Source organism: Paenibacillus phytorum (assembly GCF_013141715.1).
Classification (GTDB): Bacteria; Bacillota; Bacilli; order Paenibacillales; family NBRC-103111; genus Paenibacillus_E; species Paenibacillus_E phytorum.
In genome coordinates this window covers 1-12,195 of sequence record NZ_WHOA01000026.1, presented here as the reverse complement: position 1 = coordinate 12,195, position 12,195 = coordinate 1, and the positions used below count along the sequence as shown (strand labels likewise).

The 12,195-nt window shown below is 45.6% G+C and carries 12 protein-coding genes and 8 tRNA genes; 4 read left to right on the top strand and 16 right to left on the bottom strand.

What is annotated here, in order from left to right; genetic code table 11:
* Positions 1 to 197: 197 nt before the first annotated feature.
* The 8 genes from hisG to GC098_RS04420 form a co-directional block, all read right to left on the bottom strand.
* A complete protein-coding gene (hisG, locus tag GC098_RS04455; RefSeq protein WP_057302649.1) occupies positions 198 to 833 on the bottom strand; it encodes an ATP phosphoribosyltransferase in 636 nt (211 codons plus the stop codon).
* A gap of 124 nt (positions 834 to 957) precedes the next feature.
* Positions 958 to 2,166: an ATP phosphoribosyltransferase regulatory subunit gene (locus GC098_RS04450; RefSeq protein WP_171641340.1), complete on the bottom strand. Its 1,209-nt coding sequence runs from the start codon at positions 2,164 to 2,166 to the stop codon at positions 958 to 960.
* Between the two features lie 205 nt (positions 2,167 to 2,371).
* The gene (locus GC098_RS04445) at positions 2,372 to 2,866 is read right to left on the bottom strand and encodes an acyltransferase (RefSeq protein WP_171641338.1); all 495 of its coding nucleotides are present in this window, start codon (positions 2,864 to 2,866) and stop codon (positions 2,372 to 2,374) included.
* Positions 2,863 to 3,522 carry a pyrophosphatase PpaX gene (gene ppaX / locus GC098_RS04440; RefSeq protein ID WP_171641337.1) on the bottom strand — a complete coding sequence of 220 codons (660 nt, stop codon included), beginning with the start codon at positions 3,520 to 3,522 and terminating at the stop codon, positions 2,863 to 2,865. Before ppaX ends, GC098_RS04445 begins: the two co-directional genes overlap by 4 nt.
* Positions 3,500 to 4,465 carry a prolipoprotein diacylglyceryl transferase gene (gene lgt, locus GC098_RS04435; RefSeq protein WP_171641335.1) on the bottom strand — a complete coding sequence of 322 codons (966 nt, stop codon included), beginning with the start codon at positions 4,463 to 4,465 and terminating at the stop codon, positions 3,500 to 3,502. The genes ppaX and lgt overlap by 23 nt, the downstream gene beginning before the upstream one ends.
* A 47-nt stretch (positions 4,466 to 4,512) precedes the next feature.
* The gene (gene hprK / locus GC098_RS04430; RefSeq protein ID WP_171641333.1) at positions 4,513 to 5,454 is read right to left on the bottom strand and encodes an HPr(Ser) kinase/phosphatase; all 942 of its coding nucleotides are present in this window, start codon (positions 5,452 to 5,454) and stop codon (positions 4,513 to 4,515) included.
* A 173-nt stretch (positions 5,455 to 5,627) separates the two neighbouring features.
* Complete coding sequence (locus GC098_RS04425; protein WP_171641331.1) at positions 5,628 to 6,758, bottom strand: ABC transporter ATP-binding protein; 1,131 nt, start codon at positions 6,756 to 6,758, stop codon at positions 5,628 to 5,630.
* 111 nt (positions 6,759 to 6,869) lie between these two features.
* Positions 6,870 to 7,985, bottom strand: coding sequence for a PucR family transcriptional regulator (locus GC098_RS04420; RefSeq protein ID WP_171641329.1), 1,116 nt, complete (start codon positions 7,983 to 7,985; stop codon positions 6,870 to 6,872).
* A 383-nt stretch (positions 7,986 to 8,368) separates the two neighbouring features.
* On the opposite strand from GC098_RS04420, the gene GC098_RS04410 reads away from it, so the two are divergent.
* The 4 genes from GC098_RS04410 (at position 8,369) to GC098_RS04395 (ending at position 11,221) form a co-directional block, all read left to right on the top strand.
* Positions 8,369 to 8,662, top strand: a complete 294-nt coding sequence (locus tag GC098_RS04410; RefSeq protein ID WP_171641327.1) for a hypothetical protein — start codon at positions 8,369 to 8,371, stop codon at positions 8,660 to 8,662.
* A gap of 6 nt (positions 8,663 to 8,668) precedes the next feature.
* The gene (locus tag GC098_RS04405) at positions 8,669 to 9,265 is read left to right on the top strand and encodes a gluconate 2-dehydrogenase subunit 3 family protein (RefSeq protein ID WP_171641325.1); all 597 of its coding nucleotides are present in this window, start codon (positions 8,669 to 8,671) and stop codon (positions 9,263 to 9,265) included.
* The gene (locus GC098_RS04400) at positions 9,262 to 10,824 is read left to right on the top strand and encodes a GMC family oxidoreductase (protein ID WP_171641323.1); all 1,563 of its coding nucleotides are present in this window, start codon (positions 9,262 to 9,264) and stop codon (positions 10,822 to 10,824) included. Before GC098_RS04405 ends, GC098_RS04400 begins: the two co-directional genes overlap by 4 nt.
* Positions 10,825 to 10,918: 94 nt before the next feature.
* Complete coding sequence (locus GC098_RS04395) at positions 10,919 to 11,221, top strand: MTH1187 family thiamine-binding protein (RefSeq protein WP_171641321.1); 303 nt, start codon at positions 10,919 to 10,921, stop codon at positions 11,219 to 11,221.
* A 115-nt stretch (positions 11,222 to 11,336) separates the two neighbouring features.
* On the opposite strand, the gene GC098_RS04390 is transcribed toward GC098_RS04395, so the two are convergent.
* From GC098_RS04390 to GC098_RS04355, 8 genes are all read right to left on the bottom strand, one after another.
* Positions 11,337 to 11,409: transfer RNA gene (locus GC098_RS04390), tRNA-Lys, on the bottom strand.
* Between the two features lie 9 nt (positions 11,410 to 11,418).
* Positions 11,419 to 11,500 (bottom strand) — tRNA-Tyr (locus tag GC098_RS04385).
* A 44-nt stretch (positions 11,501 to 11,544) separates the two neighbouring features.
* Positions 11,545 to 11,617: transfer RNA gene (locus tag GC098_RS04380), tRNA-Phe, on the bottom strand.
* Positions 11,618 to 11,660: 43 nt separating this feature from the next.
* Positions 11,661 to 11,737, bottom strand: a tRNA-Asp gene (locus GC098_RS04375).
* Positions 11,738 to 11,764: 27 nt separating this feature from the next.
* Positions 11,765 to 11,840, bottom strand: a tRNA-Thr gene (locus GC098_RS04370).
* Positions 11,841 to 11,853: 13 nt separating this feature from the next.
* Positions 11,854 to 11,929 (bottom strand) — tRNA-Val (locus tag GC098_RS04365).
* 16 nt (positions 11,930 to 11,945) lie between these two features.
* A tRNA-Met gene (locus tag GC098_RS04360) sits at positions 11,946 to 12,022 on the bottom strand.
* A 27-nt stretch (positions 12,023 to 12,049) separates the two neighbouring features.
* Positions 12,050 to 12,141 (bottom strand) — tRNA-Ser (locus tag GC098_RS04355).
* Positions 12,142 to 12,195: the final 54 nt, after the last annotated feature.

The window sequence follows — 12,195 nt, the reverse complement described above, 5'->3', positions numbered from 1 at the left end:
CACCATAGCTACTTATTTGCCCCATTTTCCTCGCTTTACGATAACAGGTCCTCCAAGAGAGGAACGTGGAAGCGTTATTTGCTGGAAAACAGCCTATTTTATGAATTCGGGGAACGAGGATCCCTTATTTCGTTGTTTCTGCCTCTTCAAACCTAATTTCGCTCAAATAGAGGATCGTCGTTCCTCTAAAGTTCGCTCTACGCCTTAATCACAGGCAAAACAGCCTGGAGCATATCACATAACCGCTGAATAGAATCATTCTTCATGCGGTAACTCACCCGATTCGCAATTAAGCGGCTCGTAATCTGAAAAATCTCCTCTTGCTCCACAAGTCCGTTCTCCCGAAGCGTCTCTCCCGTTTCGACCATATCCACGATCCGGTCAGCAAGGCCAATCAACGGCGCAAGCTCGATAGAGCCGTTTAGCTTGATAACCTCAACTTGCTGCCCTCGCTCGCGAAAATACTGAGAAGCGACGTTCGGATACTTCGTCGCGACGCGCGGATTAATCTCTTGCTTCCAATCCGGCAGTCCAATAACCGACATCCGGCACCGTGCGATGCCCAGATCCAGCAGCTCATACACGTTGCGGTTCTCCTCCATCAGGACATCCTTACCGACAACCCCAATATCCGCTACGCCATATTCGACATAGGTAGGAACATCCACCGGTTTGGCCAAAATGAATTCCATTCTTGCCTCATGAACAGGAATGATTAACCGGCGTCCTTCTTCCAGGTCCTCTGGAATCGGCAGACCCGCTTTATGAAAAAGCTTCGCTGCTTGTTTATATATACGGCCTTTCGGCATCGCTACTTTTAGAATATCATCCACCGTTCCAACCTCCTTCAAAACTTCCCATCAGCGGAGCGAGACGCACACAAACATTTGATTCTGCTCTTGCACTTGTTATTGCACTTGCTCTTATTTCTGCTCTTCCACTTTCACTTGCTCCGTATCACACCATCATCGTAATTACATCACTGTAAACCGTTCCACGAAGCTCGAACTGGCCGTCTCCCTTGTTCAACAACTCGTTCGACCAAGCTTCAGACTCGCTCACCAACTGTGTGATAATGATAACCTCATCATCACTGCTGCGCATAGCCTTCGCCAACTGCAGAGCTTCTTCACGATGCTCAGCATCATAGGCAATCAGCACACGACCTGGCTCCTCCACGTTCTCTTTTCCTGTAACCTCTAGGATTCGGTTCGTCTTGAGCGCAAACCCCGTCGCCGGAGCCGGACGCCCAAACTGACTTAGCAGATTGTCATATCTGCCGCCACTACAGACCGGGAAGCCTAAATCGGATGCATATCCCTCAAACGTCATACCTGTATAGTAGGAGAAATCTCCAATCATCGTTAAGTCAATGACTACATGCTCACTAACCCCATAGGCTTTCAGTACATCCCATACTTCGCATAAATGACGAATCGCATCCTGCGCGATAGGGTGCTGTGATACCATACGAGCTTGCTCGCAAATTTCATCTCCGCCTCTTAGTCGCAGCACGCCAATAAGCTCACGCTCGACATCAGGTGTAAGAGCCAACGACTTAATGGCTTCGCGGTACCCCACATAATCACGACTGAGCAAATGCTCTTTCAGCGCAAGCTGAGCATCACTGCGTCCTTCCAGCGTTTCCTGGAACAAACCGTTCAAGAAGCCTACGTGACCGAGCGCAATCTTGAACGCGCCTACGCCAGCCGCTTGCAACGAAGCAATTGCTAACGCTACAACCTCAGCATCCGCTTCAGATGAAGCATCTCCAATAAGCTCGACGCCCGTCTGGAAAAACTCTGAATCCCGTCCAGCTTCCTCTTCAATCGAACGAAAGACATTCGAATGATAAGATAAGCGCAATGGGAACGCATGTTCTTTGAGCAAGGAAGAAGCTACACGCGCTATTGGCGCTGTCAATTCAGACCGCAAAACAAGCGTCTTTCCCTTACGGTCGAGCAGCTTGAACAGCTTCTTATCTTCTGTGGAGCTTGCAACACCAACGGTATCGTAATATTCGAGTGTAGGCGTAATAATCTGGTTATAACCCCAGCGTTCCATACAGGCCAATACACGGAATTCAATATTTCGCAGTTTCGTAACCGCTTTGGGCAAATAATCTTTAACCCCTAACGGTTTTTCAAATACTTTTGGCTTTGACACCGTCTCACCTCAATATGTAGGAATTCGATTTCTTTTTTATTCGCTTTAACACAGTAACGTGCTACCATACTACCAAAATAAAGAATGTACGGCTATTTTATCACGTAAGTTTAGGACCGTCAATCGTCTTTCCCCTGATTATCCGCTCTTGATATCCTCATTCATACGCAAAAAAAGAGCTGTACGGCTCTAGAGCATACAACTCTCATTTCTCATTCATTCTTTCACGAATCGTCTGAAGTGGATTCCCTGCCACAAAGCTATACGGCGCTACATCCTTGTGTACAACCGAACCCGCTCCAATAATGGCATAGTCTCCAATCGTCACACCGGGTAGAATCGTCGTATTGGCACCTACCATCACATGCGATCCAATATTTACATCCCCGAGTCTATACTCATTGGTTAAATACTCATGGGCCAATATCGTCGAGTTATACCCAATAATCGTATTGCTCCCTATATGAATCTTCTCTGGAAAAAAGACATCCACCATCACCATCAAAGCAAAAGCGGTATGCTCACCAACCTTCATCCCCAGTACGTGTCGGTATATCCAATTTTTCATACGCAGCGAAGGTGAGTACCGCGTTATTTGAATGAATACGAAATTCCGCATCGCCTTCCATTTGCTAACGGTATGATAGATTTGCCATAAAGCATTAGGTCCATCTACCGGATACTTATCCGTTTTTCTCAAACAGCATCCACATCCGACGTCAGCCCCACAATAGGATACAGGTCAAGCATATCGTCGATCAAATGATCAGGGTTATACTGCTCTAAGTAAGAGCGCCCTTTCCACGACCAGGATACGCCAACAGATATGACACCCGCATTTTTGGCTGCCTCAATGTCATAATGGCTATCTCCAACCATCACCGCTTGTTCCGCAGTACTTCCTAACACCTTAAGCGCTGCAATTATGCCTTCCGGATGCGGTTTTGGCTCCTTCACATCTTCAACAGTCACGATGGTACTCACGAAAGTATCCAGTCCACAAAGCTTTAAGCCCATCAGAGTGGTTTGCCGAATCTTGCTCGTAACGATACCGATTTTAATCCCGTTTGCATGGAGCTTTGCCATCGCCGTATGTACATTCGGGAACTCCTTAACCAGCTCATCATGCTTGGATAAGTTGAAGGTCCGATACTTCTTAATGATCTCTTCAACCTCTTTCCTACCTGTAAAAAATTCCATTTGTTCCACAAGCGGACGCCCCATATTTGGAATGATTAGTTCCCGACTGACAGGCTCTGCCGTCTCGCCTTCCAAACTATGCAAAAAAGATTGCACAATAAGCTCGTTCGTATCAACAATCGTTCCATCCAGATCAAACAGTACGGTTTGAATCATAGTCTGCTCCTTTATCTGTCTCTTGAACTTTATTTTTCTCTTCAGCTTTCGTGGAAACAATCGGATCAGCATAGCGCACATTCGCGTATCCTTTTTTCCTTCTTACGATAATAACAATAACCATCCCTATCACGATCAGAAGCGCTAACAGCTGCGAGAATCTTATATTTCCGCCATATGTCAGTACGCCCGGTTCAAATACAACTCTCATTGGTGACCACAGTGCATTCAAGAGCGACGCAAGCCACGTGGGGCCAGTGAAATCAAGACTATCTGTACGCACACCTTCGATAAAGAAACGACCAATGGAATACCAGATAAAATAACTGAAAAATAGTTCCCCTGCCCGAAGGAAAGGCCTGCGACGAAGCCAGAGTAGAACCAACAGCCCTAAGATATTCCAGACAGATTCATACAGGAAAGCCGGGTGATAAAAAGTCCCCTCAATGTTCATTTGATTCACGATAAAATTAGGTAAGTGCAAAGTATTACGTAGGAATGACTCCGTAACAGGGCCTCCGTGGGCTTCCTGATTCATAAAGTTGCCCCAACGTCCTATCGCTTGTCCCACAATTAAACCTGGTGCACAAATGTCTGCGATTCTCAAGAATGAGTACCCTTTGGCTCTTACATAGAAAAAAGTACCGATAATCGCACCAATTAGCGCTCCATAAATGGCAATACCGCCGTGCCATATCATAAAAATTTCAGCTAAATTATTCTTATAATCGGACCACTGGAAAGCTACATAGTAAAGTCTAGCGCCAACAATCGCTGAAGGTACCCCAATTAACAATAAATCCATGAAAAAGTCAGGAACGATTCGGAACCGCTTCCCTTCTCGGATTGCCAATAATAAACCAATTAACGCGGCTGTACCTAAAATAATCCCATACCACCGGACTTGTATCGGTCCTAAGGAAAACGCAACACTTTCGAGCATAGTTTCACTCCTTCATTATATTTATATAAATTACTGCTTAATCAATATCAATCGAAATCCTCAAAATCTTCGTTCAGCGACTCCGTAAGCTTATTCGTAAACTGAAGTGCCGCGTTATATCCCATTCGTTTTAAACGATAGTTCATCGCTGCCACTTCGACGATAACTGCTAAGTTTCGTCCTGGGCGAACAGGAATCGTGACGAGCGGCAGATCCGTATCAATGATGCGTGTCAATTCTTCATCGAGGCCCAATCGGTCATATTGCTTGTCCTGCTGCCAATTTTCCAATTTAACCACAACCGAAATCTTCTTCACATTACGGATAGCACCAGCTCCGAATAAAGTCATCACATTAATGATACCCACACCGCGGATTTCAAGCAAATGACGAATAAGCTCAGGAGCATTTCCTGTGAGCACCTTATCGCCATTTTGACGAATTTCTACGGCGTCATCAGCAATAAGCCGATGGCCTCTTTTTACAAGCTCAAGCGCGGTTTCACTTTTCCCGATGCCGCTGCTCCCAGTAATGAGCATACCAATTCCGTATACATCGACAAGTACACCATGGATTGTCGTACTTGGAGCTAATTTATTCTCTAGAAATCCTGTTAAACGACTTGCAAAAATCGTCGTAGACATTTGGCTTCGAAGTACGGGAAGATCACGCTTCGTCGCTTCTTCCAATAATTCAATTGGGACATCTAATCCTCTTGTCACGATGATACAAGGTGTTTCCTCCGGCGAGCATAGCTGCTCTACCCGATTGCGCCTGACACCCGTCGTTAACATTTCCATGAAGGTGACTTCCGTCTTTCCTAACATCTGGATACGTTCTCTTGGATGGTAATTAAAATATCCGGCCATCTCGAGACCTGGACGGTACAGATCACCGGTTGTTATAGGGCGTTTTAGTCCAGATTCACCTGCAAGAACCTCCATATGGAGTACCTCCACCAATTCGGAAACCTTTACTTTTTTGGCCATCGTCCTGTCTCCTCCGAGTTTTGCCTGTGCAAAACGTGCTTCATCTGCTATTATTCATTCTTCCAATAGTTTCATCGTAATGGAATAGTTAGTTGAAATCAACTAAAGTGTTCGTGAAACTATATGAACAGACAAAAAAGCCAGCCGATAACGGCTGGCCTTTCTCTTCAAACTTATAGATTAGGGTTAACCAAGATGGACAATGTTGTATCTTTATCGAAGAAATGAACTTTGTTCATGTCTAGAGCCAATTTAACATTTGTGCCTTCTTTGATTCCTGAGCGACCGTCAACTCGTGCGATTACTGTGTTAGCGCCGATACCGTTCAGGTACAAGTACATTTCGTGACCCAAGTTCTCAGTCAACTCAACGTTAACGTTGAATACTGTGTTCGGGGATGCTTCCAAGAATACAGGCTCTTCGTGGATATCTTCTGGACGAACACCCAGAATCACTTCTTTACCTACGAAACCTTTGTCTTTCAGTACTTGTGCTTTACCAGCTGGAACTTCTACGTTTACAGTACCTGCTTTGAAGAAAATACCGCTGCCTTCTTGTGTTAATGTACCTGTCATGAAGTTCATGGATGGGGATCCGATGAAACCCGCAACGAAGATGTTAACAGGGAAGTTGTAGATTTCTTCAGGTGTAGCTGCTTGTTGAATGATACCTTTATCCATAACAACGATGCGATCGCCCATTGTCATTGCTTCGATTTGGTCATGCGTTACGTAGATCGTTGTAACACCAAGACGTTTTGTTAATTTTGTGATTTCCGCACGCATTTGTACACGAAGTTTCGCATCCAAGTTGGAAAGCGGCTCATCCATTAAGAATACTTGTGGCTCACGAACAATCGCACGACCCAAGGCAACACGTTGACGTTGACCACCGGAAAGAGCTTTTGGTTTGCGATCAAGCAAATGAACAATATCCAAGATTTTCGCTGCTTCACGAACGCGAGCATCGATATCTGCTTTTTTGAATTTACGAAGTTTCAAGCCGAATGCCATGTTTTGATATACAGTCATATGTGGGTAAAGGGCGTAAGATTGGAAAACCATCGCGATATCGCGGTCTTTTGGAGCTACATCATTTACAAGGCGGTCGCCGATGTAAAGTTCACCTTCAGTAATTTCCTCTAATCCTGCGATCATACGAAGAGTTGTGGATTTTCCGCAACCGGATGCTCCAACCAATACGACGAACTCTTTATCTTCAACTTCAAGATGGAAATCTTTAACTGTGGATTCTTCTGCACCAGAATATCTTTTCACGATATGATTTAAACGTACGCCTGCCATGGTTTCATTCCCCCTACGATTTATCGATCATATGCTTGCTGATCAACTTTTCAATATACTCATCTTACCCTACGAAGTCCGGACTGACTATGCACAATCCCTACAAAAAAATCACTTTCTTTTCGTTACTTTGTACAATAGTAATGCAAGTCTCACTAATACCGCATGATTGAACGTTCTCACATCGAGTCCGGTCTCATTTTTAAACTTGTCCAAACGATATAGCAAGGTATTGCGATGTATATATAACTTCTTCGCTGTTTCACTAACGTTGCAGTCCAGTGTGAAGAAATGCTCCAGCGTGATTACCGTCTCTGCATCCAGCACATGGTCTATGCCGCGAAGTACCTGCTCTAGGAATTCTGCCTTTTCCTCTTCATCAATCAAGTGCAGCAGCTTCTCCAAACGAAGCTCCCAACGAAGATGAATAAAGCTGCCTACATGAAAAGAACGCCCTAACATGATGGTCTCCCTCAACTTGAGAATCGTGGCAAACAGCGATTTCGAAGGCTTTACCGGATAATCAATGGCTAGGTGGCATTCGCCAACCCACTCATTAGCAAGCATTTCATACAGCCCTGAGCCGAGAGCGTCGAGTATCTGCTCTACGCTTTCTTCCTCATCCCCTTCTCGCTCTTCGCTACCACTGGTTAGTAGACCTTCGGGTGCTAGGATCAGCCACTCTTTATCTAGTAAAGGAATCAGGATAATCTCCGATTCAAAGAAAGACTCCAACAACTTTTTCAGTTCCGCATAGGAAACGCGCTGATTTTGAGAATAGTCCCCATATAACAACAACGGAATTTTCGTTGAATACAGAGAGGATTGTGAAGCAAGCGCATCCGGCAGCTCAGCATGGGTTGAACCGCGTTCCATCTGCTGCAGCAACCAATCTCTTAATTGGTGCGCCTTTCTTTCATCTTCAGATAAAAAGACTCCCCACTGCTTCTTTTCTAGTGTCATCTTTGACTCTACCGTTAACTCAACAAGCTTGCGCTCTGAAGATGTTAGTTTGGCTTCGGAAACCTGCAGAATGCGAATATCTTTATGTTCTTTGGATAAATAAAAAAGCACATCCTGACCACGCACAACACTTCGACTAAAGCTCTCAAGATTCTCTGCCTGCTCTTCCGCCAAATGCTCCCAATCTGCCTCGGGCATCAAGCTAATCTGCATAGGTGATTGTAAAACCGCTTCCAAACGCTCTTTTACACGCTCCCAATCCATCTGCCTCTCTCCTTACTCCCATATATCTTCTATATCTATCTTCTTATTGTAACATATGTGCCCCGCCTCATGTGAATGTGAAAGACCCCTCCTGCAGCTACTGCAAAAGGGATCTGTTTCGTTTGGTGATTTAGTTTAACACTCGACGAGCCGTTACATAATGATCCGCCCACCATTCTTTATTGATGGAAGTGAACTTCACGCCACCTTCACCGTACGTATGGATCATATTCCCGTTACCCCACATAGATACCGATATGTCCGATATTTTTGCCGGAATCCAGAAGCATGGTTAATATGGCCAAATAAAACCAACTCATAATCTTTGGTAATTTGGAAATAATTGTACTAGGGTGATTTCATCCAGTAGGAGGCTCAGACAAATGGTTTGGAGTCGCAAATTTATGTGGGGCCCCGTTATTCTGGCTCTTGTGATTAGTTTCGTCTCCATCATCAGCACACTGCTGAATAGCAAAGGCTGGTATATAGTGACCCACATCTCCTTCTGGCTTGGTGTCATTCAAGGAATAATCGGCTTTATATTTCACATCAAAGGTGTTCAGAAACGAGTAGGCGGCTTAGCATTGCGAAATTTTCTTACAGGTCCGCCGGTGATGATGCCTTTACTATTTTCGATCATTAGTATTTTGGGTCTTACCGCTATCTATGGAGGATGACTTACCATGAAGAATCATACCTATTATCCGACCTATAACGTCATGGATGAGCAAAAGGAATGGGATTCCCATACACGGTCCATTGTGACCTCCCGACTTCAGCGTGAACATTCGCACCGTTTTCTAACGCCAGTAGAAGCGGAAACATTGCGAGCTTGGTGCGCTTTGCTCATGGATGATCATCGAGGAGATATTACTCAAACGATCCTTACTCATATCGATCAAACGTTGGCAGAAAATAAAGGGGAAGGACAGCGAAAGGTCAATGTCCCCCCCATTCAAAACCTCCTGCGCCAGGGACTTAAAGCTATTGACGAGGCTGGATGGATAGCCGATAGCCGACCTTTCTTCCAATTAGACGAAGCTGCTCAAAAGCATATCATGCGCCAAATCAGTGATGCCAGCTACCCTTCAACAGAAGCTTGGGAGGGCATTCCGCAAACTGCATTGTTTCACAAACTCCTTCAATTATGTGTAGAGGCCTATTACTCACATCCTTTAGTTTGGTCGGAGATCGGTTTTGGCGGCCCTGCCTATCCTCGTGGATATGTAAGAGCAGAACCTGGCCAACTTGATCCTTGGGAGGCAGTGAGGAGGCCATGAAGTGGAGACATGAACATGATGCTGCTGATATCGTCATTGTAGGTGCAGGTGCAGCAGGCGGTGTACTAGCTAAAGAGCTGAGTGAAGCCGGCCTTAGTGTTGTTGTAATCGATGCTGGCCCTTGGCGGGATCCTCAGAAGGATTTCGTTAGTGACGAGCTGAGCATGCGGAGTTTAGCATGGGAAGATACTCGTATTGTTGATGGGACAGAACCATTTGGTATGGGGAGCCACAATTCGGGTAGGGGGATAGGCGGAGGGACGCAGAATTTTACCGGTGTTTTTTTGCGTTTCCATGAATCAGATTTCAAAACAAAGTCCATTGACGGCGTTGGTGAAAATTGGCCCATTCACTACAAGGATCTTGAGCCTTACTATAGTAAAATCGAAAAAGAAATTGCTGTTTCTGGACCGAAACATTTCCCTTGGGGAAATTTCAATGGGCCTTACCCTTATCCAGAGCGTGATCCCCTAAGTCCTAATGCTTACTTATTTCAAAAAGGTTGCGAAGCACTTGGCATTCAATCCGCGGTTACACCGCTTGCTATTCTATCTGCTCCTTTTGAAGGCCGTCCACCCTGCACCAATCGCGGCTTCTGCATCGAGGGCTGTATGCCGAATGCCAAGTTTAGTACTTTGATCGTTCATATCCCTAAAGCCGTTCAAGCTGGGGCCGAAATTCTTCCTAATTGTATGGTTACCCAAATCGAAGTCGATACAGAAGGGCATGTCAAAGGTGTTCTCTTTGTTAACGAGGGAAAGACCTACCGCCAACGTGCCAAAACTGTTATTTTATGCGCTCATGTTGTCGAGACCCCTCGCCTGCTGCTTCACTCTGCTACTCCTCAATTTCCTAATGGTTTGGCGAACTCCAGCGGCTGGGTAGGCCGCGCGATTATGACGCATAGCAGTAATGATGTTTACGCCAAATTTGAGCAAGAGGTTCGTTTGTATAAAGGCACACCTGTGTTAGCCTCCACACAAGATTTCTATGAAACCGATCCGCGCAGAGGCTTCGCTCGTGGCTATACCATTCACTCTCATGGCTCGAGACCTATAGATATGGCTCAGGGGATCAGCAAAGCGTCTCACGAGCCCATCTGGGGGCCGCAGCTTAGGCAAATCATGCTTGATTACAACTACTATGGGCGTTTAACCATGGTTGGTGAAGTGCTTCCACAGTGGGACAATCATATCTCCTTATCCGCTGAAAAAGATGAAAACGGAATGCCTCGTGCCTCCGTTACCTTCAATTATGGAGATAACGATCTTAAAATAATCGATCACGCTGTGGAGAATATGAAACTTATCCTCAAAGCAGCCGGAGGCGAGGTCGCCTACGTGGTATCCGATACACAGCATCTCATGGGCGGCTGCCGCATGGGGAATGACCCAGCTACTTCCGTCGTCAATTCTTACGGTCAAAGCCACGACATCCCGAACTTGTTCATTTGCGATGCGAGTCTCTTCGTAACCTCCAGCGGAGGGAATCCAACCAACACCGTCATGGCGCTTGCTGCAAGAACAGCCGATTATATTATTGACCTTGCCAGTTCTTAATTGACGGAGTTAGCTTCACGGTAAATTGCATTGCCTGCGGTCACTCATCTACAATGAAGAAGAGCTTTACAAGATGAAAGGAGAAGTGACCTCCATGGCTATCGCAGAATTCACCATTATCCCTATAGGAACAGCCACAACCAGCCTTAGCGGTTATGTAGCAGATCTGCACAAAGAACTCGAGAAACATTCCAATATCGCTTTTGAAATGACTCCTATGGGTACCATTCTAGAGGGTCCCTTGGATCGACTGCTGGAAGTCATTCGAGCCGTCCACGAAGTCCCTTTTACGAATGGTGCAGAGCGAGTCTCGACATCTATTAAGATCGACGATCGACGTGATAAACCTGCCTCTATGAAGCAAAAAATGAAGTCCGTTGCAGACAAGTTGAAATAGAAAAAAAGCATCCTGCTTATGGATGCTTTTTCTTTATGTAAGGGGCGAATCCGCCCTTATTCGGTTATATAAAACAAAAAAAGACCTCACGGCCTTCTACGTTTACTAATAAAAGTGAGTCATGTAGGATTCGAACCTACGACACCCTGATTAAAAGTCAGGTGCTCTACCAACTGAGCTAATGACTCAAGGTAAAATGGAGGCTGATGGATTCGAACCACCGAACTCGAAGAGAGCAGATTTACAGTCTGCCGTGTTTAGCCACTTCACTAAGCCTCCGGATACGAGATACCCGTACTGCCAAAGCAATACAACCATCTCAATGGCTTTGGACGGAATCGAACCGCCGACACGAGGATTTTCAGTCCTCTGCTCTACCGACTGAGCTACAAAGCCAAATGATTATTTATAGCATGTCCTACATTAATTGTAAAAAAAATGGCGGAGCTGACGGGATTCGAACCCGCGGTCTCCTGCGTGACAGGCAGGCATGTTAGGCCACTACACCACAGCTCCATGCTACAAAAGGTCTTACCATGAAAATGGTGCCGTCGAGAGGACTTGAACCCCCAACCTACTGATTACAAGTCAGTTGCTCTACCAGTTGAGCTACAACGGCATAAAGATAAAAATGGTGGAGGCTGACGGGATCGAACCGCCGACCCTCTGCTTGTAAGGCAGATGCTCTCCCAGCTGAGCTAAGCCTCCGACTAGATTGGTTTTATGGTAGCGGCAGAGGGGCTCGAACCCCCGACCTTACGGGTATGAACCGTACGCTCTAGCCAGCTGAGCTACGCCGCCACATAAAAGGTATATATATTTGGAAACTGGCGGAGAGAGAGGGATTCGAACCCTCGCACCACTTACGCAGTCTAACCCCTTAGCAGAGGGTCCCCTTATAGCCACTTGGGTATCTCTCCAAGATATATATACACTCAGGAAATATTATTCCCTGAAAACTAGATACGAAACTT